Source organism: Micrococcus sp. CS26 (genome assembly GCF_055522295.1).
In genome coordinates, this window is the sequence record NZ_JBVFVY010000007.1 from 71,520 (window position 1) to 92,320 (window position 20,801).

A 20,801-nucleotide genomic window follows, 5' to 3' on the forward strand; every position below is an offset into this window, starting at 1 on the left:
GCGGGCGCCCGGTCGGCCAGGGTGGCGGCATGGAAGCCCCCACCTCACTCGACGTCCCCGTCCTGCCGGCCCGCGGCCCGGAGGACCTGCTCGCCTACGTCGGCCACGCCCTCGGGCGGTTGCCCGAGGGCAGCCTGGTCCTCCTCACCCTGCGCGACGGGCGCCTGCGCGCCGTGGTGCGGGTCGACCTGCCTCCCGAGGAGGTCGACGTCGGCGCCTGGGCCTGCGCCGTGGCCGAGGTGTGCCGGCGGGACGCAGCCGCGGACGCGACGCTCTGCCTCGCGCTGCCGGACGGCGCCCGGGCCACGCTCGCCCGTCCCGGCTGGGCCGCGGCGCTCGACGACGCCCTGGCGTCCGCGGGTCGCCCCCTGACCGCGGCCTGGACGTGCGCGCGGGGACGGGCGCGCCCCTGGTGGGGGAGCGGCGTCGCCGAGGAGGGCCCGCTCGACCCCCGAGCCGCGCCGCTGTCCCTGCACCTGATGACCCGCGGTTCGGTCTGGGACCGTGCAGCAGTGCCCGACCCGGTCCCGCGCCGCGGTCCCGCGGCGGCCCGGGCCGACGACGCGCGGTGGCGGCCTCCCGAGCAGGACGCGCCCGCGGCACGCCGCGCGTGGCTGGCGCAGTGGGAGTCGGTGCTGACCGGCGCGGCTCGTGACCGCGGCGCGCCCGCACCGGCCGTGCTGGGCTCGCCGCTGACGCGTCCGGCCTGGCGCGACGGCCTGCTGCTCCATGCCGCCGCGCCGTCCGGCGCGGCCACGGGGGATCCGGGGGACGAGGAACGGATCCTCACCGCGGCCTCGGGCCGGGCGCCGGCCTGGGATCGGCTGGACGCCCTGCGGGCGGGGCTGCGCGCGCTCGTGCCCGTCGCGACGCCGGCTGTGGCGGCGCAGGCCCTGGCGCTGGCCGGGTGGGTCGGCTGGGCCCGCGGCCACGGCTCCGACGCGGACGCCCACCTGACCGCGGCGGCGGCGCTGAGTCCCGGCGACCCGTTCGTCTCCGTCCTGCGACGCATCGTGGCCGCGGGGTGCGTCGCAGGCTGGGCGACCGACCCGGCCACCGCGTGGCGGCCCGACGGTGGCCGCCCATGAGAGAATGATGCGGCTTCACGACGGCACGGCCGACCGCAGCCCGTTTCCCGGGTGCGGAATAGATCGGTCTCAGCCGTCGTTGGCACTCACGGACCCTGCAGTCGGCGGGCCCGGACGACGTCGGTCGTCCGAGGCCGCGACTTGACAGGGTCACGTGTCTATGGACTGCAAGGATCCGCGGGTGGCCGCGGACGAGACGGAAAGGCCTCGAGTGACCACTTCGACGACCAGCGGTGTGCAGGACGGCAAGGAGACCACTGCCTCCGAGGCCACGACCACGCGCACCCGCTCCACGGCAGCCAAGAAGTCGGCAGCCACGAAGAGCGCCACGACCAAGGGCGCCACGACGCGGACGACCGCGACGAAGTCGGCGGCGACCAAGACCGCTGCCACGCCGACGGCCAAGAAGAAGGCGACCCGGAAGCCCACCGCGGCCAAGACCACCGCCACGGCCAAGACCACCGCCGCGAAGAAGACCGCCACGACCGGGGGCAAGAAGGCCACCGCGTCCGCCGCCTCCGCCGAGCAGGCCGAGGACGACGAGGAGCTCGTCCAGGCGCGCGAGCGCACCGAGGCCGCGGACGCCGTCGAGGAGGACGTGGTGGCGGACGAGACCGCCACCGAAGACTCTGATGATGAGGACGCGGACGGCTCGGACGCTCCGGAGCGTCCGGCGATGGACGCGGAGGCCGTGACCGGCACGACGGCCGCCACAGGCCAGAAGGTGGCCCAGTCCAAGGGCGCGTTCGTCATGGACGACTCCGAGGACGACGCCCCGGTGCAGCAGGTGGTCGTGGCGGGCGCCACGGCGGACCCGGTGAAGGACTACCTGAAGCAGATCGGCAAGGTCGCCCTGCTCAACGCCGAGCAGGAGGTGGACCTGGCCATGCGCATCGAGGCCGGCCTCTACGCCGAGCACGTCGTGCAGCACGAGGCCTCCGACGACTACCGCGAGCGCCGGGACATCCAGCTGATCATCGCGGACGGGCGCAAGGCCAAGAACCACCTGCTCGAGGCCAACCTGCGTCTGGTGGTCTCCCTGGCCAAGCGCTACACCGGCCGCGGCATGCTGTTCCTGGACCTCATCCAGGAGGGCAACCTCGGCCTGATCCGCGCCGTCGAGAAGTTCGACTACACCAAGGGCTTCAAGTTCTCCACGTATGCCACGTGGTGGATCCGTCAGGCCATCACCCGCGCCATGGCGGACCAGGCCCGCACCATCCGCATCCCGGTGCACATGGTGGAGGTCATCAACAAGCTGGCCCGCGTGCAGCGGCAGATGCTCCAGGACCTCGGCCGCGAGCCCACCCCGGAGGAGCTGGCCAAGGAGCTGGACATGACCCCGGAGAAGGTCGTGGAGGTGCAGAAGTACGGCCGCGAGCCCATCTCCCTGCACACCCCGCTCGGCGAGGACGGCGACTCCGAGTTCGGCGACCTGATCGAGGACTCCGAGGCGGTCGTGCCCGCGGACGCCGTCTCCTTCACGCTGCTCCAGGAGCAGCTGCACTCGGTGCTGGACACGCTCTCCGAGCGCGAGGCCGGCGTCGTCGCCATGCGCTTCGGCCTGACCGACGGCCAGCCCAAGACGCTGGATGAGATCGGCAAGGTCTACGGCGTGACGCGCGAGCGGATCCGCCAGATCGAGTCGAAGACCATGTCCAAGCTGCGTCACCCCTCCCGCTCGCAGGTGCTCCGGGACTACCTGGACTGAGTCGGAGCGGCATGACGAAGGGCCGGACCCCCGCGGGGGTCCGGCCCTTCGTCATGCCGGGCGCGTCAGGCGCCGGCGGTGAGGCGGTCCGTCTCGTCCTGCCACAGCGCGGCCTGGGGACGCAGCGCGTCCTCGACGGCGCGTGCGTGGTGGGCGCAGAACTGGAGGGCACCGCCGGAGTGCAGCACGGCGCGGACGTAGGCCTGCGCGCCGCAGCGGTCGCAGCGGTCGGAACGGGTGAGGGCGGCCGGCTCGGCCACAGCGGTGATGGACATGGTGTCCTCCTCGGGTCTCTCGGGGCTGGAGGGCGACGACGCCGGTGGGGCGGGCCGGTCCTCCTCTTGTCCCATGGAACAGCAAGGATGGCAGGGAACTTCCCCGCGCGCCCGCCCTCCACCCGCGTTTCGCCACCCGCGTACGCGAGGAGCCCAGCCGGGCGGCCCGCGACGTCCGGCGCGGAGCCCGGCGTGTCCGGCCCGCGGAGTAGGCTGGACCGGCCGCTGTCGTCCACCGAAAGGCCCGCCCCCGTGCCCGCGAACACCGAGTACAACGCCCGCCACCTCTCCGTGCTGGAGGGGCTCGAGGCCGTCCGCAAGCGGCCGGGCATGTACATCGGCTCCACCGATTCCCGCGGCCTCATGCACTGCCTCTGGGAGATCATCGACAACTCGGTGGACGAGGCCCTGGCCGGCTTCGGGCAGTCGATCGAGATCACCCTGCATCCGGACGGCTCCGTCGAGGTCGAGGACAACGGGCGCGGCATCCCCGTGGACGTGGAGCCGCGCACCGGCCTGTCCGGCGTCGAGGTGGTGTTCACCAAGCTCCACGCCGGCGGCAAGTTCGGCGGCGGTTCCTACGCCGCCTCGGGTGGCCTGCACGGCGTGGGCGCGTCGGTGGTCAACGCCCTGTCCTCGCGCCTGGACGTGCAGGTGCTGCGCGGGGGCAAGGTCCATCAGATGTCGTTCCGGCGCGGGGAGCCGGGCCGCTTCCAGGACGGGTCGCGCCCGTCGCCGGACGCCCCGTTCGAGCCGTCCACGGACGCCTCGCCGCTGGACGTCGTCGGGAAGGCCAAACGTGGGCAGACCGGCACGCGCGTGCGCTACTGGGCGGACGAGCAGATCTTCGTGAAGGACGCGACGTTCTCCGCCGAGGAGCTCCAGGCGCGGGCGCGCCAGACCGCCTACCTGATCCCGGGCCTGCGGATCACGGTCAAGGACCTGCGCCGCCGACCCGGCACGCCCGGCGCCGACGGCCCGGTCGAGGAGGTCTTCCAGTACGACGGCGGCATCTCCGAGTTCGTGGAGCACCTCACGCCCGCCACCCCGGTGACGGACGTGTGGCGGATCCAGGGCTCCGGCACCTTCAAGGAGCGGGTCCCGGTGCTCGGCGAGGACGGGCGCACCTCCATGCAGGATGTGCAGCGCACGTGCGAGGTGGACGTCGCCCTGCGCTGGGACGTCGGCTACGGCACCGTCTTCCGGTCCTTCGTGAACATCATCGCCACGCCCAAGGGGGGCACCCACCAGTCCGGGTTCGAGGCGGCACTGCTGAAGGTGTTCCGCGCCCAGGTCGAGGCCAACGCGCGCCGGCTCAAGGCCGGGTCGGACAAGGTGGAGAAGGACGACGTGCTGGCCGGCATGACCGCTGTCCTGACGGTGCGGCTCGCCGAGCCGCAGTTCGAGGGACAGACCAAGGAGATCCTCGGCACCTCCGCGGTGCGGCGGATCGTCTCCCAGGTGGTGGAGAAGCAGCTGACCGCCCGCCTCACCTCCACGGCCCGCGCCCAGAAGCAGCAGGTGCACACGCTGCTGGAGAAGGTCGTCGCGGAGATGAAGTCGCGCATCTCCGCGCGCACCCACAAGGAGAACCAGCGGCGCAAGAACGCCCTGGAGACCTCGACGATGCCGGCCAAGCTGGCGGACTGCCGCAGCAACGACGTCGCCTCCTCGGAGCTGTTCATCGTCGAGGGCGACTCGGCGCTCGGCACCGCCAAGCTGGCCCGGTCCTCCGACTTCCAGGCCCTGCTGCCGATCCGGGGCAAGATCCTGAACGTGCAGAAGGCCTCCGTCTCGGACATCCTGGCCAATGCCGAGTGCGCGGCGCTGATCCAGGTCGTCGGGGGCGGCGCGGGGCGCAGCTTCGACCTGGACGCGGCCCGCTACGGCAAGGTCGTGCTGATGACGGACGCGGACGTGGACGGTGCCCACATCCGCACCCTCCTGCTGACGCTCTTCTTCCGCTACATGCGGCCCATGGTCGAGGCCGGGCGCGTGTACGCGGCCGTCCCGCCGCTGCACCGGATCGAGGCGGTGACCCGCGGCGTGAAGGAACGCGAGGTCATCTACACGTACTCGGAGCAGGAGCTGCACGCGACGCTCGCCCGCCTGGAGCGGGAGGGTCGCTCGTACCGCGAGCCGATCCAGCGCTACAAGGGCCTGGGCGAGATGGACGCCGACCAGCTGGCCGAGACCACGATGGACCCGCGCCACCGCATGCTCCGCCGCGTGAACATCGCCGAGGTGGAGGCCGCCGAGCGCGTCTTCGACCTGCTCATGGGCTCCGCGGTGGCCCCGCGCAAGGACTTCATCGTCTCCCATGCCGACGAGCTGGACCGCGAGCGCATCGACGCCTGACCCCCCACTTTCGTTCGGGAAACGGCGGCCCCAGGAGCGTCGTCGTTCGGGAAACGGCGGGCACCGAGACGACGGCGCCGCAGGCCCCCGGCACGACGCTGCGGCCGCCGCCGTTCTCCGAACGAAAGCGGCGTGACCCGCGCCGTTTCCCGAACGAAAGCGGCGTGACCCGCGCCGTTTCCCGAACGAAAGCCCTGGGCGGGCGCCCGTGCCAACCGCGGCGGACGTCAGCGGTCGCGGTAGTACGCCGCGACGCGGTGCAGGCCCTCGTCGATGCTCACGGTCGGCGTCCACGCGAGGACCTCACGGGTGCGACGCTGGTCGAACCAGTGGGCGGTCGAGAGCTGCTCGGCGAGGAACTCGGTCAGCGGCGGCTCGCCGTCGTCGGAGCCCACGCCCCGGGACCGCAGCCCGAACAGATCCCGCTCCCACGCCCGCTCGATCAGGGCGCCGGCGCGCCGGGCCAGGCCCGCCGGGACGCGGCGTTCGGGCTCCGCGGCGCCGCCCGCCAGCGCGATCTGGCGGATCAGCTCGCCGACCGGTCGCGGCTCGCCGTTGGTGACCACGAGGGCCTCGCCGTGGTGCACGTCGGCCGCGGACACAGCCGCCACCACGGCCTCGACGGCGTTGGCCGTGTACAGCGTGTCGACCAGGGGAGCGCCCGTGCCGAGCACGGGCATTCGCCCGGCCCGCGCGCGCTGCACGATCCGGTCGGTGAGCTGCAGGTCCCCGGGCCCCCACATCAGGTGGGGGCGCAGCACCAGGACGCGGAAGTCGTCGCGGTCGGCGGCCAGGGCCAGTCGCTCGCCGGCCGCCTTCGTGCGCGCGTAGGGTCCGCGCGCGTGCTCGGGGCTGGCGGCTCCGGCGCCCTCGCCGACGATGGAGTCGCCGGCGTGCGCCACGGAGGGGGAGGAGACGTGGACGAAGCGTCGCACGCCGTGGCGCTGTGCGGCGTGCAACAGGATGCGCGTGCCCTCCACGTTCACGGCCTCGTACTCGTGCTCGGGGCCGGACACGGACACCTTCGCGGCCACGTGCACCACGGTGTCCGCGCCGGTCAGGGCCTCCTCGACGGCGGCCGGGTCGGTCACGGACCCGCGCACGTCCCGCGCACCGGGCACGCCCGACGGACGCCGCTGCAGGGTGGTCACGTCGTTGCCGGCATCGGCGAGCACCCGGGCGACGCCCGCACCCAGCAGCCCCGAGGCGCCGGTCACCAGGACGCGGCGCGACGCGAGGCGCTCGACGAGGTCGGGCATCCCGGCGGCGTCGAGGGCGACGTCGTAGCCGAAGCCGCTCACAGCGCACCCGCCGTCCCGCCGGCGAGCACGGCCTCCGCCCAGTCGGCCACCCGGGCGCGGTCGATCTTGGAGTTGTGCCGGATGTCCGTGGGGATCTCATCGGCCACGAGCACCGCGGCCACCGGCAGCGGCTCGAGGGCCGCGCGCACGGCGGAGGCCAGCGCGGTCGGGGCGAGGCCCTGCTTGGGCCGGCCGTCCCGGTGGTGACCCGGGCGCCGCGCCGGGCGCGTGGCCGGCACGGCCGCCTCCACGACGACGACCACGGCCTGCGTGCCCCGGGGCCCGACGCCGACGACGGCGCTGCGTCGCACCGGCCCGAGCGCGTCGACGGTCTTCTCGGGCCCACCCGGACCGACCGGGCCCTCGGGCGTGGTGATCACGTGCTGGAGCCGACCCTCGAGCCAGACGCGGCCCTCGGCGTCGAAGTGGCCGACGTCGGCGGTGCGGTGCCATACCCGGCCGTCCCGCCGCCACAGCCCGTCGCGCTTGCTCTGCTGGTCGGTGTGCCAGAGCGCGTCGTAGCGGTCCTTCAGGTGGGGGGCGCTGACCACGATCTCGCCGAGGACGCCGTGGCCCCGCGCGGGGTCGAGGATGACGTCCTCGGCGCTGCCGTCCTCGAGCAGCGGCGCGATGGCCAGGGACACCGTGGGCAGCGCGGAGCCCACGCAGACGCCCTCGTCGTCGGCGGCGCGCAGGCGCTGCACCTCGGCGCCGTCGATGTCCGTGAGCAGCAGCCCCTCGGTCATGCCCCACGGCGTGTGGACCCGGGCGTTCGGCATCAGGTCCGAGACCTGACGCATCAGCTGCGGGTGCACGGGGGCGCCGGCCGAGAGCACGAGACGCACGGCGTCGAGCGCCTCGCGCCGGGGCGCGTCGAGGCCGTCGGCGGTCGCGACCACGTTCGCCAGGGCGGCGGGGGAGGCGAACAGCACACTCGACTGCCCGGCGATCGCGGCGTCGGCCAGCTTCTGCGCGGTGAGGGTGGCTGGCTGGGTGACATCCATGTCCGGGGAGACGGACGCGGCGCCGAGGGCGGGTCCGAGCAGCGCGAACGGGGCGAAGCCGGCCAGCAGGGAGCCGCCCGGGCGGATGCCCAGGGTGCGGGAGATCAGCGCCACGAGGCGGCCCAGCCGCTCGTGCGTGTACACGACGCCCTTGGCCGGGCCCGTGGAGCCGGACGTGAACAGCACCGCGGCGTCCGCGTCCAGGGCGGGCTCGGGCAGCACGGTGCCGTGCTCGTCGACGGCGTCGCCCGCGGCCGGGTCGCGGTGGCGGTCCACCATCGCGTAGAGCGAGTCGGAGACGTCGAGCAGGCGGCGCTGGGCGGCGCCCGGCTCGGTCACGGAGATCCGGGTGCCCGGCCAGGACTGGGCGCGGGCCAGCGTCAGCCCGGGGGTGCGGCCGATGATCCAGCGGGGGCGGGCCGACTTCATCGCCCGGGTCATGCCCTTGACCCCGAGGCCCTGGTCCGCCACCACGGCGACGGCGCCCACGCGCAGCACGGCGTACAGGGCCGCCGACAGGTCGCGACCCGGCGGCACGAGCATGGCGACCCGGTCGCCCGGCCGCATGCCCGCGGCCCACAGCCCGGTGGCGATGGCCGAGACCATCTCCTGCAGCTCGCCCCAGGTGACGGCCACGGGGCGGCGGGCGGTGCCCACGAGCGAGCGGCCGGCCTGGGCGCCGGCCATGTCCACCAGTGCGGTGTACTCGCGGTGGTCCGAGCCGGGGGCGCCCCAGTCGCGCAGGTGGTCCCAGAGCCGGACCACGCCGGGCTCGCGGGCTCCGGGCTCCTCCCCGAGGTCCACCTCCAGGCCCGGGTCGGCGGCCGCGTCGGCGGTGGCGTGCGGGACGGGGCCCGGCAGCCCCGAGGCGGGGTCGGAGAGCTGGCCGCCGCGCAGCAGCTGGGCCCACTGCAGCAGGGGCGCGGTGATGTCGCGGTCGTCCACGAGCAGGTGCCCCGCCCGCTCGTAACGGTGCACGCGCGCGTGGGGCAGGCGGTCGCGGAGGTCGTCGAGGTAGCGGTCCAGGAAGACCGGGTCGTCGGCGCCCCACAGGATGAGGGCGGGCACGTCGGTGCGGCCCAGGGCGGCGAGGTCCTCGCCCACCCGCTGCAGTTCGGGATGGCTGCCGTGGCCGGGGTCGGCCGGGATGTCCGCGACGAAGCCGCCGACGCCGCCGCGTCGGGCCGCCGTGTCGTAGGGCAGGTGGTAGGCGGCCCGGGTCTCGCGGTCGAGGGCCGGGGTGGCGAGGGAGGTCGTCACGGAGAGGAAGGCGTCCGTGGTGACGGTGGAGGCCGGCAGGACGGGCCCGGCGAGGGCGGCCTGCAGCGGGGCGGGGATCGGCGCCCCCTCGGGCTGGTGGACCGCGGTGTTCAGGGTCGCGACGCCGGCCACCAGCTCCGGATGACGCGCCGCCCAGCCGAGGGACACGACGCCGCCCCAGTCGTGGCCGAGCGTGATCAGCGGGTGGCCGGTGGCTGCCAGGTCGCGCAGCCCGAGAGCCGCCAGCAGGGCGTCCAGGTCGTCGATGCGGCCGCCCAGCGTGCGGTAGGTGTCGCCGGCACGGCCCATCGACGCGGCGGACGGGGAGCCCGCGTGCGCGAGGCGCTCGGAGAAGCCCATGTCCAGCTGGTCCGGCGCCACGACGCGCCACGCGGCCATGCCCCGGCGTGCCCGGCGCACGGTCTCCGCGAGCAGGGACCGCCACAGCCAGGACCACGTCGGGTTGCCGTGCACCGCCACGATCGTGCCGACGATCTCCGCCCCGGCCGCCGCGAGCACGGGACCGGTGTCCGCCACGTGCAGCGTCCGCACGGTCCCCTCCGGGTCCGCGGCGGAGCGGATCTCCACGAGGCGGGACCACGCCGGGTCCCAGCCGGGCAGTCGGTCGGCCGGCGGCAGGGCGGCGGGGGCGGCGGGGATCTGGGGCATGGCTCTGGCTCCTTCAGCTCACCATTCGATCTCGAGCATCGCGGTGTTCAGACCCGAGCCCACGCCCAGGCAGACCACCGTGTCCCCGTCCTCCAGGGCGTCCATCTCCCGCACGAGGGTGATGGGCAACGACGCCGGGCCGACGTTGCCCAGCGTGGGGAACGTCGTCGGGATGCGCGCCGGGTCCAGGTGGGCGGACTCCGCGATCGCGTCGGTGTGCATCTGCGAGACCTGGTGCGTGATGAACCGGTCGGCCTCCGGCCACGCCCACTCCGCCGGGACGTCGTGCCACGCGTCCATCACGAGCTCGAGACCGTCCTTGAGCAGGGCGGTGGAGTCGGTGTACATGCCGTGGTGGTCGCCCACGCACAGGCCGTGGTGGTCGGTGCCGGCGCGGGTGATCCCGCGGACGATCCGATGGGCGTCCGGGTGGTCCTCGATGCGGCCGACGACGGCGGCGGCGGCCCCGGAGCCCAGCGTCAGGGACGCGAACTGCTCCATGAAGTTGCCGCGGTGCGTGGTCTCGGCGTGCAGGTTGGCCACGGTGGCGGCCTGCACCTTCGAGGCGTCCTCCGCGGCGACCACGACCGCGTAGTCGATCTGGCCGGCGTCCACGAGGGTGGAGGCGAGCATGAGGCCGTTGACGAACCCGAGGCACGCGTTCGTGATGTCGAAGTTGGTCGCCGAGGTCGGCAGCCCCATGAGGTGGTGGATCCGCACGGCCACGGAGGGCTCGAGCGTGGCCCGGGTCACCGACGTGTTCACGAGCAGGCCCACCCGCTCCCGCGGGACGCCGGCCTGCTCCAGGGCCGCGACGCCGGCGCGCGCGGCGGCCTCCTGGAAGTCCTCGGTCTCGTCCCAGTTCCGTCGGCTGCGCACACCGGCCACCCGCTCCAGGAGGGAGCCGGGCAGGCGCAGGCGGGTGAGCACCTCCGCCAGCTGGTCGTCGAGGTCCTGCGAGGTGACTTCGACGGGGGCCTCCACCTCGGTGACCGCCAGGAGGGCGGCGCGGGAGTACTCGTAGCTGGCGTTGCCGGACACGTTCGTCACCAGGACCAATCTGCGGGGGGTCGGGGGAGGGGGCGCTCACCTGCGGTGAGACGACAGCCCACTGTATCGGAGGGGTCGGGTGAGGCGCCCATCGGAGGCGTCGATCGGCCCGAGGCGAACAGGGTCGCCTCGGCCGGGACAGTCCGCGGACACGGCCACGGCGTCGTCCTCGGCGGGCGGGGCCGAGACGAGTTCGGGGGAGGCGCCGGCGCCGACGGCCTCGATGCGCTGGTCCACGGGCACGCCCGAGCCGTCCCGGCGCCCATACTCGATCGGCAGCGCGCGGGCCACGCCGGCCCGGGAGGCCGCGAGCGCGGGCGCGGCGCCGATCCAGCCGAGCTCGAGGCCGCTCTCGCCCTTGAGCAGCCGGTGGGCGCGCACGCCGCCGGTGCCGCGGCCCTTGGCCGGATACTCCCCGAGCGGGGTGACCTTGACGGAGCCCGGGGCGGAGCCGAGCACGTCCGCCTCGCCGTCCGTCACGGTCACCACGACGGCGGGCCGCGGGTGGGCCGCGGCGTCCGCACCGGTCTCGGTGAGGGAGGCGGCGGGGGCCACCCCGAACGCGAGCACCGTGTCCCCGGCGGCCAGCCGGATGCCCGCGACACCGCCGCCGGCCGGGCCCTGGGGGCGCACGGCGGAGGCGGCGTAGCGCAGCAGCTGGCCGGTGCGGGTGAGGAAGACGAGCTGGTCGGCCTCGTCCGGGGCGGGGGCGGCGCCGACCACCGCGTCGCCGTCCTTCAGGGCGACGGCGTCGACGACCTGGCGGTTCAGGGGCCATTCCGGCCGGACGCGCTTGACGACCCCGTGGGCGGTGCCCAGCGCCAGGACGGCGTCCAGGGGGACCAGGGCCACGAGCGTCTCGCCCTTGGCCAGGGGCACCAGCTCCGCGACGGGGACGGCCGCGGTCATCGCGGGGGCCGCGGACGGCTCGCCGGCCGCCGGCAGGTCGACCGCCTGGAGGCGGTGCAGCGCGCCGGCGGAGGTGAGGGCCCCGATCTCGCCGCGGGCCGTCGTCGGGACCACGGAGGTGAAGGCGTCGTGCTTGCGGCGCCGGCCCTGCGGGGCGATCGGCGTGCGGTCCGCGGTGCGCAGCAGGCGTCCGGAGGTGGAGAGCAGGGCCCAGCACGCCGTGTCGGGGACCATCAGGTCCGCCCCGGCCTCCGCGGCGCCGGCGGGGGTGGGCCCGGACGGTGCGGGCCCGGCGGCGGGGGCCGCGGCGGTCTCGGCCTCGAGCAGGACCGTGCGCCGGTCGTCGCCGTGCTCGTCGGCCACGGCCTGCAGCTCGGCCGAGACCACCTCGCGCAGCCGCGCGTCGGAGGCGAGGATCGCCTCGAGCTCGGCGATCGCGGCCTGCAGCTCGTCGCGCTCGGCCTCCAGCTCGATGCGGGAGAACTTCGTCAGCTGGCGCAGCCGCAGCTCCAGGATGTGGTCGGCCTGCACCTGGGTGAGGTCGAAGACGCCCATGAGGCGGGTGCGCGCGGCCGCGGTGTCGTCCGAGGAACGGATGATCTCGATGACCTCGTCGATGTCCACGAGCGCCAGCAGCAGGCCCTCGACGAGGTGGAGACGATCGCGGTGCTTGCCGAGGCGGTGCCCCGTGCGGCGCCGCACCACGTCCAGACGGTGGTCCACGTAGACCCGCAGCAGGGGCAGCAGGCCCAGGGTCTGCGGCTGCCCGTCGACGAGCGCGACGTTGTTGATCCCGAACGTCTCCTCGAGCGGGGTGTGCCGGTACAGGGCGGCCAGCACGGCCTGGGGGTTGAACCCGGACTTGAGCTCGATCTGCAGGCGCAGCCCGTTCTTGCGGTCCGTCAGGTCCACGACGTCGGCGATGCCGCTGAGCTTCTTCGCGTCGACGCCGGCCTTGATCCGCTCGATGACCTTCTCGGGGCCCACGCCGTACGGCAGCTCGGTGACGACCAGGCCGGTGCGACGCGCGGAGACCTGCTCCACGGCGACAGCGGCTCGCATGCGGAACGTGCCGCGGCCGGTCGCGTAGGCGTCGCGGACGCCGTCGAGCCCCACGATCCGGCCGCCCGAGGGGAGGTCGGGGCCGGGGATGTGGGCCATGATCGCCTCGAGGTCCGCCTCGGGGTCCGCGAGCAGGTGGCGCGCGCCCGCCACGACCTCGCGCAGGTTGTGCGGGGCCATGTTCGTGGCCATGCCGACGGCGATGCCGGTGGTGCCGTTGACAAGCAGGTTGGGGTAGGCGGCGGGCAGCACGGCCGGCTGCTGGAGCTGGTTGTCGTAGTTGGGGACGAAGTCCACGGTGCCCTCGTCGAGGTCCGCGGTGAGCGCCAGGGCGGCCGGGGCCATGCGGGCCTCCGTGTAGCGCGGGGCCGCGGGGCCGTCGTCGAGCGAGCCGAAGTTGCCGTGCCCGTCCACCACGGGCAGACGCAGGGAGAACGGCTGGGCGAGGCGGACCATCGCGTCGTAGATCGCGGCGTCGCCGTGGGGGTGCAGCTTGCCCATCACCTCGCCTACCACCCGGGCGGACTTCACATGGCCGCGGTCCGGGCGCAGGCCCATGCGGGCCATCATGTAGAGGATGCGCCGCTGCACCGGCTTGAGGCCGTCGCGCGCGTCCGGCAGGGCGCGCGAGTAGATCACCGAGTAGGCGTACTCGAGGAAGGACGCCTCCATCTCCTCGGAGACGTCGACGTCGACGATGTTCTCCTGCTCCAGCGGCAGCGGGCGCGGGGCGTCCTGCTCGGCGGGGCGGGAACGGGATGAACGGGCCATCATGGTGGTCGGGGAGTCCTCACGGCGTCGGGGATTGTCTACAGTGATCCTATGGGTGAGACCGAAGCCGTCCGCGGATATCCCTCCCACTGGGAGGCCGATGTGGTGCTCCGTGACGGTGCGACGGCCCACCTGCGGCCCATCTCGCCCGAGGACGCCGCCGAGCTGCAGCGCATGCACGCCGGGCAGTCCGAGAACTCCATCTACCTGCGCTACTTCACGTACAAGTCCGAGCTGAGCGCCAAGGACCTGGACCGGTTCACCCACGTGGACCACCGGGACCGGGTGGCGTTCGTGATCACCCGGGGCGGCCGCCTGCTGGGCGTGGGCCGCTACGACCGCTACGGGGACTCCGACGCCGCGGAGGTCGCCTTCAACATCTCCGACGCCGCGCAGGGCCGCGGGCTGGGCTCCATCCTCATGGAGCACCTGGCCGTGGCCGCCCGCGAGAACGGCATCCGCCGCTTCACCGCCGAGGTCCTGCCCGAGAACCGCAAGATGCTCTCGGTGTTCCAGGAGTCCGGCTTCGAGGTGACCCGCCGGTTCGAGGACGGCGTCGTGGCCGTCGAGTTCCCCATCGACCCCACCGCCCGGTGGCGCGCCGTCGTCGAGTCCCGCGAGCACCGCGCCGAGTCCCGCAGCGTCGCCGAGCTGGTCGAGCCCGCGTCCGTGGCCGTCGTCGGCGCCTCCCGCGATCCGCAGGCCGTCGGCTCGCTCGTGCTGCGCCACGTCCTCGAGGCGGGCTTCACGGGAGCCGTCCACGCCGTGAACCGCGCCGCCGAGGACGTCCAGGGCCTCACCGCCCACCGCTCCCTGGCCGACATCGGCGAGCCGGTCGACCTCGTCGTCGTCGCCGTGCCCGCCGACGAGGTCGAGGCCCTCATCCCCGAGGCCGCCGCGGCCGGGGCCCAGGGCCTCGTGGTCCTCACCTCGGGCTACGCCGACGCCGGCGCCGAGGGGCTCGAGGCCCAGCGCCGCCTGGTCTCCCGCGCCCGCGCCCACGGCATGCGTGTGATCGGCCCGGCCTCGGCCGGCCTGGTCCGCACCGACCCCGCGATCCGCCTCAACGCCTCCCCGTCCCCGGGCCTGGCCCAGCGCGGCCCCGTCGGCCTGTTCAGCCAGTCCGGCGCCGTCGGCGCCATGGTCTCCGCCGGCGTCAAGCGCCGCGGGGTGGGGATCTCCACCTCGATCAGCGCCGGCAACCGTGCGGACGTCTCGGGCAACGACGCCATGCAGTTCTTCGAGGCGGACCCCCACACCGCCGCCGTCGGCGTGTACCTCGAGTCGTTCGGCAACCCGCGCAAGTTCTCCCGCATCGCCCGGCGGCTCTCCCGCACCAAGCCCGTCGTGGTGGTCCGCTCCGACGTCACCGGGCGCTTCCTGCCCCCGGGCCACGAGACCCGCACCACCCAGGCCCCCGAGGGCGCCGTGGACTCGATGCTCGACCAGACCGGCGTGCTCGAGGCCCACACGCACGAGGCCATGCTCGACATCCTCATGGCCGTGGCCAGCCAGCCGCTGCCCACGGGCCACCGCGTCGTCCTCGTGGCCGACTCGCTCGCCCTGGACCGGCTGGGCCGCGACGCCGCGGCCGAGGCCGGGCTGGAGGTCACGGCCACCGTCGGCCTCGTCGGCAGCGAACAGGGCATCGCCCCGCCCGCCGAGACGCTGGTCTCCGCCGTCCGGGACGCCGTCCGCCACGAGCAGGCCGACGCCGTCGTGGTGCTGGCCCGCCTCGGCCTGCACCAGGCGGACGACGAGCCGGAGCGGCTGGCCCACGCCCTCGCGGACGCGACCCGGGACGCCCGCATCCCCGTGCTCGGCTGCCTGACCGACGTCGTCTCCCCGCGCTACCGCGGCGCCACGCTCGGCGCCACCGGGCCCGTGGGTGACGACGCCGAGCCCGGCTCCCTGCAGCCCGGCCTGCCCTTCTACCCGTCGCCGCAGCAGGCCATGACCGTGCTCGGCGCGCTCGCGGACTACGTCCACTGGCGCCGCCAGGAGGTCGGCGAGCCGCTCGAGCCGACCGGCCTGCACCCGCACGAGGCCGAGGAGCTCGTGGAGGCGGCCGCCGCGCGTGCCGAGGGCACCGAACTCGTCCGGCTCTCCGACGAGGAGACCGAGACGCTGCTGGGCCACTACGGGATCACCGTGCTGCCCTCGGCCCGGTTCGAGACCGCCGACGAGGCCGTGGCGGCCGCCGAGCGGCTCGGCTTCCCCGTGGCGCTCAAGGCCGTGGACCCCCACCTGCGGCACCGACTCGACCTGGGCGGCGTCCGCCTGAACGTGGTGGACGCCGATTCCCTGCGCCGCAACGTCGAGCACATGCGCCGTCTGCTCGCGCCGTTCGGCGTGCGCGAGCTCGAGGTCCAGGCCATGGCCCCCGCCGGCCAGGCCTGCATGCTCACGGCGCTCGAGGACCCGCTGCTGGGCCCCGTGGTCTCCTTCGGCATCGCCGGCGACGCCACGGACCTGCTGGGGGACTGGGTGCACCGCGTGCCCCCGCTCACGGACCGGGACGTGGCCCGCATGGTCCGCGCCCCCCGCGCCGCCGTGAAGCTGCGCGGCACCGGCGGGGTGCCCTCCGTCGACCTCGCCGCGCTGGAGGACCTCGTGGGCCGCGTCAGCGTCCTCAAGGACGACCTGCCGCAGGTCGCCCGCCTGCGCTTCGCGCCCGTGCTGGCCGCCCCCGAGGGCGTGACGGTGCTGCAGGCCGAGGTGCACGTCGCCAACGCGGCCCGCCGCACCGACTCGGCCCGGCGCGCGTTGCGCGGCCGCTGACCGGGCCGTCCACAGCGGGCCCGGACGGCCCGGCGCCGGACCCGTAGCATGGGGGACATGAGCCCGTTCCGCAGGAGTCACGAGCCAGGCCGTCCCGACCACCGCCCCGACGCCCCCGAGGCCGAGGGCCGGCAGCGCGAGGCCCGCACCCTGGACGGCAGCGGCGGCCTCGACGCCTCACTCGTCCGCGCCGGCTTCTACCCGGACCTCGTGGCGCACGCCATCGCCCTCGAGCTCGAAGGCCGCACCCCGGACGCGCACCTCGTCCACGTGGACACGCACTTCGACTACGAGGAGATCCACCGGCACATCACGGCCCTCGTGCTCGCCGGGGACACCCTGCTGGCCGTCCACCTCGACGACCACGCCGCCGACCCGGCCGGCCAGGCGGTCCTCGCCCAGGTCTCCACCGAGATGGTCCCGGTCCGCGCCCTCGGCTCCGTGGTCCTGACCACCGGCCACGCCGACCCCGCCCGCTTCCGGCCGTCCGACCCCGTGGCCGAGATGACCCTCGGGCTGATGTGGGCCGGAGGCCAGCGACTGGACCTGCAGCCCGCCGGCTGCGCCGACCCCCAGTGCGACCTCGACCACGGCTACACCGGCACCGCCACCCGCGAGGACCTCGTGATCCGCGTCGCCGCCGACGCCGACGGGCAGGGGGCCGTCGACGGCGCCCTGGCCTTCGCCCGGGCCCTGCGCCGCGCCCACCTGGCGGCCACCACGTGACGGGGCCCGCCCTCCCCGACGGCGTGGTCCCCGCCGACCGTGCCCTGCGCTCCGTCCTGACCTCCGCCGCGGCCGCCCTCGGTGTCCCGGGCTGTGAGAACGCGCTCGCGGTCCCGGCGGGCCGCCGCGTGGTCGTCGCCCTGGTGGACGGCCTCGGACGGTCCCTCCTGAAGCGCTTCGGCGGCCACGCCCCCACGCTGCGCTCGGCGATGGCCGACGGCGGCCGCGTCCTCGAGGCGGCCGTGCCCACCACGACGGCCGCGTCCCTCACGAGCCTGGGCACCGGGCTGGACGTCGGGGAGCACGGCGTGGCCGGCTACGACGTGCTCGACCCGGACCGGGACGTGGTGATCAACCAGCTGGGCGGCTGGGACGAGGCCACCGACCCGGTGGGGTGGCAGCCGAAGCCCACCGTGTTCGAGCGCGCCGCCGCGGCCGGCGTGGACGCCGTCACGGTCTCGCTGCCCGCCTTCGAGCGTTCGGCCCTGACACGGGCGGGGCTGCGTGGCGGCCGGTTCGTGGCCGGCCGCGCCCTGATCGCCCGCGCCCAGGCCGTCGAACGCGTGCTGAAGGACGCCCGCGTGCCCACGCTCGTCTACTTCTACGTCAACGAGCTGGACAAGGCCGGCCACCGGGACGGCGTGGGCTCGGACCGGTGGCTGCACGCCCTCGAGGAGATCGACGCGGCGGTGCGGCGCCTGGTGGACCGCGTGCCCGCCGGGACGGTGGTGCTCGCCACCGGCGACCACGGCATGGTCGACGTGCCGCCGTCGCGCCGCGTGGACTACGCCGCCCTGGACGAGGCCGGGGAGCTCGCCGACCCCGCGCTGCTCGAGGGGATCGCGCACACCGCGGGGGAGCCCCGCCTCGTGCAGCTGCACTTCCGATCCGACGCGGGTCCGGACGTGCGCGAGAGGGTGCGGCGCACCTGGGCCGAGCGCTACGGGGCGCACGCGTGGGTGCTCACGCGGGACGAGGCCGTCGACGCCGGCTGGTTCGGCGCCGTCGTCGAGGACCGGGTCCGTGCCCGCATCGGGGATCTGCTCGTCGCCGTGCACGGGGATCTTGCCCTCTACGACGGCCGGCGGGTGCCCCCGCACGCCTTCGAGATGGTGGGCCAGCACGGCGCGCCCACGCGCGCCGAGCGGGAGGTCCCGCTGCTCACCTGGCACCGCTGAGCCCGCCCCGCGGCCGGGGCCGGGCCGGGGTCAGTCGCCCTTGCGGCCGAAGACGATCTCGTCCCAGCTGGGCACGGACGCGCGGCGAGCGGCCGAGCGGGCCCGGGGGCGCGGCGTGACGGCCGGCATGGCAGGGCGCGCGGCACGCTCGCGAGGCGCGGGCTCCGCCCCCTCGTCCTCGACACCCGCGTCCGCGACCTCCGCGTCCGCGACGTCTGCGGCAGTGTCCTCGGCGCGGTCGGTCTCGGCGGCCGGTTCCGGCTCGTCGATGCCCGGGGCGTCGTCGGCGGTCGTCAGGGCCCCCTCGGCGTCGACCGGGGCGAGCGGCTCGGGCGCCTGGGCGGCCTCGCGCCGACTCCGGTCCTGGTGCTCGCGGGCGATCAGGTGCGCGAGCGTGTCGTCCGACTCCAGGTCCGCGCCCACACGCTGACCCCGGCGCACCCGCAGGATCTCCAGCAGATCGGCGTCGCGGTCGGCGGCCGGGGAGTGCGCACCCGCGGGGGTCACGGCGTCCTCGGCGTCCACGTCGTCCGTCACCGGTTCGGCCGCGGGGGCGCGGGGGACCAGGTCCCAGGCCTCCGCCTCGGACAGGGCGCGGGCCCAGGCGTTCTCGGGTTCGAGGTGGCGTCCGGCCGGGCGGAACGTCCAGAGCGCCGGCGGCTCCTCGCGGGTGGGCAGACTCCCCGCACCGGACACGGCGAACCGGGCGGCCACGGTCCAGCCGGCCTGGTCCTCGCGCCACGCGTCCCACTCGAGGCTCGCCTCGTCCACGCCCAGCTCGGCGAGCCGGTGCGCGGCGAGCTCACCGAGCGTCGTGGGGCCGCCGTCCTGGACGAGGTCCGAGTAGAGGTCGGGCCCGCCGACCCAGACCTCGACGGCGCGGGCCTGCCGGGCGATCCAGTCGCGCTCGGCCAAGACGGGGTGACCGTAGGTGCGGATGCGCGAGAACGCGTTCCCGCTCTCCCGGGCCACCTGCTCCACGGAGGCGCCCGCACGGATGCGCTGCTGGATCTCCCGGGGGGTGAGGGGCACGGCCTCCTGGGTCGCGGCGGCCTTGACGGACTCCTGGTCGGTCAGCGGCGCCGGGGTCGGTCCGTCCGCGGTCGAGTCGTCGGCCACGGGCCGCGGGTCGATCCGCGGGGTGAGCGCGAGGTCCTCGTCCGGCCGGGCCGGGCCGGAGGGCGCCTCGGGAGCCCGCTCGTCCTCCTCCGCGGCATCGTCGGCGTGCGTCGCCGCGTCCACCGGTCCCTCGGCGTCCTCGTCGTCCGCCCCGGGGACGTCCATCTCCGTCATGTCGTGCCAGGCCGCGGGGCCGTCCTCGGCCGGTCGCCCGTCCTCGGGCGCGGCGCCCTCGATGACCAGCCGGCGCAGATAGGGGGAGAGGGGGAGCGTGTGCTCCTCGCCCTCGGGCCCCGACAGGCGCAGCGCGTCGCCGTCCTCGGTGGGTCCGGTCAGTCGCAGCTCTGCCATGGCGGTGGTCCCTCCCACATCGTGTTCTGGTCACCGGGCATGCGGACGCCCGGCCGGGCATGCCCCGATCCTAGCCGCCGGGCCGCAGACCACGGCCCGGGCGAGGGGCGCGCGCCCGCGCGAATCCGCCCTGGGCGAGCATGCCGGTCAACATTTGGCACGGGTTCGGCCATGGTGCACAATCTACGCGCAACGGCGCAGGCCGGTGATGCGTGGCCCGCCCACGACGCCGCCTGCGCAGTGCCGGCACCGGTCCCGGTGCCGTCCCCCACCAGCGGAGCGTGAAACCCCATGGCCACTGACTACGACGCCCCTCGCAAGAACGAGGAAGAGCTGAGCCAGAACTCCATCGAGGAGCTGAAGGCACGGCGCACGGACACCCAGTCCGCCGTCGTGGACGAGGACGAAGCGGAGGCCGCCGAGGGGTTCGAGCTGCCCGGCGCCGACCTCTCGGGTGAAGAGCTGATGGTGCGGGTGCTGCCCGCCCAGTCGGATGAGTTCACCTGCGCCTCCTGCTTCCTGGTCCGCCATCGCTCGCAGGCCGCGCGTGAGAAGAACGGCCTGATCTACTGCACCGACTGCGAGGGCTGAGCCCCCGCCGCCGGGGCGGTCAGCGGCCCTCGGCCGTCCCCTCCTGCCGGGCCATGGTCCCGCCGAGGGCCGCGACCAGCTCCTCCGGACGCCGGGTGCTGGTCAGCCAGTAGGGTGTGCGGTCGCGCTCGTCGGTCAGCTGGATCCGCACGACGGGCGCGATCCAGCCGCGCACGTTCACGAAGGCCAGCCCGTGCAGCAGCGGGCCGCGCTGGGCCCGGGCGTCCTCGCCGCGATACCCCGTGACCTGACCGACGTGGTGCCGTTCGATGCTGGCGCGGCCCACCTGGAGGGTGCGTTCGCGCACCACGATGCGCGGGGTGGTGGCCACCAGGATCAGGACCTCGACGGCGAAGAACGCGACGGCGGCCGCGATGCCCACCCCGAGGTCGATCGGCGCGAACACGAGTATCGTCAGCGCCGCCAGCATGAGCGCCACGGCCCAGACCCCCGGGGAGGGCGTCAACCGCTCCTCGAACAGGACCGGATCGGGTCCCGCCGCAGCGCCCTCGGGGGCGCGGCGGGAGGCATCGGCGACGGGGTGCTGCTGGGGATCACGCATGGGTCCCAGCTTCCCACATCCGGACTCCGGTCCCG

The 20,801-nt window shown here is 75.0% G+C and carries 14 protein-coding genes; 7 read left to right on the forward strand and 7 right to left on the reverse strand.

The window, feature by feature from the left end:
• Positions 1-29: 29 nt before the first annotated feature.
• Entirely contained in the window at positions 30-1,088 is a 1,059-nt protein-coding gene (locus ACZ1IK_RS05085) for a DUF4192 family protein (protein WP_044659524.1), read from the forward strand.
• A 160-nt stretch (positions 1,089-1,248) separates the two neighbouring features.
• The gene (locus tag ACZ1IK_RS05090) at positions 1,249-2,799 is read left to right on the forward strand and encodes an RNA polymerase sigma factor (protein WP_239074670.1); all 1,551 of its coding nucleotides are present in this window, start codon (positions 1,249-1,251) and stop codon (positions 2,797-2,799) included.
• A gap of 65 nt (positions 2,800-2,864) precedes the next feature.
• Here the strand turns inward: ACZ1IK_RS05090 and ACZ1IK_RS05095 are convergent, their stop codons facing one another.
• Positions 2,865-3,074, reverse strand: a complete 210-nt coding sequence (locus ACZ1IK_RS05095) for a DUF7455 domain-containing protein (protein WP_002858172.1) — start codon at positions 3,072-3,074, stop codon at positions 2,865-2,867.
• Between the two features lie 252 nt (positions 3,075-3,326).
• On the opposite strand from ACZ1IK_RS05095, the gene ACZ1IK_RS05100 reads away from it, so the two are divergent.
• Entirely contained in the window at positions 3,327-5,432 is a 2,106-nt protein-coding gene (locus ACZ1IK_RS05100) for a DNA gyrase/topoisomerase IV subunit B (RefSeq protein WP_073116530.1), read from the forward strand.
• A 227-nt stretch (positions 5,433-5,659) separates the two neighbouring features.
• On the opposite strand, the gene ACZ1IK_RS05105 is transcribed toward ACZ1IK_RS05100, so the two are convergent.
• Genes ACZ1IK_RS05105 through ACZ1IK_RS05120 form a run of 4 tightly spaced genes read right to left on the reverse strand, consistent with a single transcriptional unit; the run spans position 5,660 to position 13,461 of the window.
• Positions 5,660-6,733, reverse strand: a complete 1,074-nt coding sequence (locus ACZ1IK_RS05105; protein WP_285139790.1) for an NAD-dependent epimerase/dehydratase family protein — start codon at positions 6,731-6,733, stop codon at positions 5,660-5,662.
• Positions 6,730-9,666, reverse strand: a complete 2,937-nt coding sequence (locus ACZ1IK_RS05110) for an alpha/beta fold hydrolase (RefSeq protein WP_447127176.1) — start codon at positions 9,664-9,666, stop codon at positions 6,730-6,732. The genes ACZ1IK_RS05105 and ACZ1IK_RS05110 overlap by 4 nt, the downstream gene beginning before the upstream one ends.
• Positions 9,667-9,684: 18 nt before the next feature.
• Positions 9,685-10,716: a 3-oxoacyl-ACP synthase III gene (locus ACZ1IK_RS05115; protein WP_002858168.1), complete on the reverse strand. Its 1,032-nt coding sequence runs from the start codon at positions 10,714-10,716 to the stop codon at positions 9,685-9,687.
• Between the two features lie 36 nt (positions 10,717-10,752).
• On the reverse strand, positions 10,753-13,461 hold the full coding sequence (locus tag ACZ1IK_RS05120) for a DNA gyrase/topoisomerase IV subunit A (protein WP_465098371.1): 2,709 nt from the start codon (positions 13,459-13,461) through the stop codon (positions 10,753-10,755).
• Positions 13,462-13,509: 48 nt separating this feature from the next.
• Here ACZ1IK_RS05120 and ACZ1IK_RS05125 point away from each other — a divergent pair, with 48 nt between their 5' ends.
• From ACZ1IK_RS05125 to ACZ1IK_RS05135, 3 genes are read left to right on the forward strand one after another with little or no spacing between them, the layout of a single operon-like run.
• Positions 13,510-16,239, forward strand: a complete 2,730-nt coding sequence (locus ACZ1IK_RS05125) for a bifunctional acetate--CoA ligase family protein/GNAT family N-acetyltransferase (RefSeq protein WP_044659531.1) — start codon at positions 13,510-13,512, stop codon at positions 16,237-16,239.
• A 57-nt stretch (positions 16,240-16,296) separates the two neighbouring features.
• The gene (locus ACZ1IK_RS05130) at positions 16,297-16,965 is read left to right on the forward strand and encodes a DUF5998 family protein (protein ID WP_044659536.1); all 669 of its coding nucleotides are present in this window, start codon (positions 16,297-16,299) and stop codon (positions 16,963-16,965) included.
• Positions 16,962-18,143 carry an alkaline phosphatase family protein gene (locus ACZ1IK_RS05135; RefSeq protein ID WP_044659532.1) on the forward strand — a complete coding sequence of 394 codons (1,182 nt, stop codon included), beginning with the start codon at positions 16,962-16,964 and terminating at the stop codon, positions 18,141-18,143. The genes ACZ1IK_RS05130 and ACZ1IK_RS05135 overlap by 4 nt, the downstream gene beginning before the upstream one ends.
• Positions 18,144-18,173: 30 nt before the next feature.
• Here ACZ1IK_RS05135 and sepH read toward each other — a convergent pair whose 3' ends face one another.
• Positions 18,174-19,613 carry a septation protein SepH gene (sepH, locus tag ACZ1IK_RS05140; protein ID WP_044659533.1) on the reverse strand — a complete coding sequence of 480 codons (1,440 nt, stop codon included), beginning with the start codon at positions 19,611-19,613 and terminating at the stop codon, positions 18,174-18,176.
• Positions 19,614-19,904: 291 nt separating this feature from the next.
• On the opposite strand from sepH, the gene ACZ1IK_RS05145 reads away from it, so the two are divergent.
• The gene (locus ACZ1IK_RS05145) at positions 19,905-20,204 is read left to right on the forward strand and encodes a DUF4193 domain-containing protein (protein WP_002858157.1); all 300 of its coding nucleotides are present in this window, start codon (positions 19,905-19,907) and stop codon (positions 20,202-20,204) included.
• Positions 20,205-20,223: 19 nt separating this feature from the next.
• Here the strand turns inward: ACZ1IK_RS05145 and ACZ1IK_RS05150 are convergent, their stop codons facing one another.
• On the reverse strand, positions 20,224-20,766 hold the full coding sequence (locus ACZ1IK_RS05150; protein WP_036382817.1) for a DUF3093 domain-containing protein: 543 nt from the start codon (positions 20,764-20,766) through the stop codon (positions 20,224-20,226).
• Between the last annotated feature and the right edge of the window lie 35 nt (positions 20,767-20,801).

Coding starts and splice junctions, on each gene's coding strand:
- ACZ1IK_RS05085 (WP_044659524.1), top strand. CDS start 30: ATGGAAGCCCCCACCTCACTCGACGTCCCCGTCCTGCCGGCCCGCGGC.
- ACZ1IK_RS05090 (WP_239074670.1), top strand. CDS start 1,249: ATGGACTGCAAGGATCCGCGGGTGGCCGCGGACGAGACGGAAAGGCCT.
- ACZ1IK_RS05095 (WP_002858172.1), bottom strand. CDS start 3,074: ATGTCCATCACCGCTGTGGCCGAGCCGGCCGCCCTCACCCGTTCCGAC.
- ACZ1IK_RS05110 (WP_447127176.1), bottom strand. CDS start 9,666: ATGCCCCAGATCCCCGCCGCCCCCGCCGCCCTGCCGCCGGCCGACCGA.
- ACZ1IK_RS05120 (WP_465098371.1), bottom strand. CDS start 13,461: ATGATGGCCCGTTCATCCCGTTCCCGCCCCGCCGAGCAGGACGCCCCG.
- ACZ1IK_RS05125 (WP_044659531.1), top strand. CDS start 13,510: ATGGGTGAGACCGAAGCCGTCCGCGGATATCCCTCCCACTGGGAGGCC.
- ACZ1IK_RS05130 (WP_044659536.1), top strand. CDS start 16,297: ATGAGCCCGTTCCGCAGGAGTCACGAGCCAGGCCGTCCCGACCACCGC.
- sepH (WP_044659533.1), bottom strand. CDS start 19,613: ATGGCAGAGCTGCGACTGACCGGACCCACCGAGGACGGCGACGCGCTG.
- ACZ1IK_RS05145 (WP_002858157.1), top strand. CDS start 19,905: ATGGCCACTGACTACGACGCCCCTCGCAAGAACGAGGAAGAGCTGAGC.
- ACZ1IK_RS05150 (WP_036382817.1), bottom strand. CDS start 20,766: ATGCGTGATCCCCAGCAGCACCCCGTCGCCGATGCCTCCCGCCGCGCC.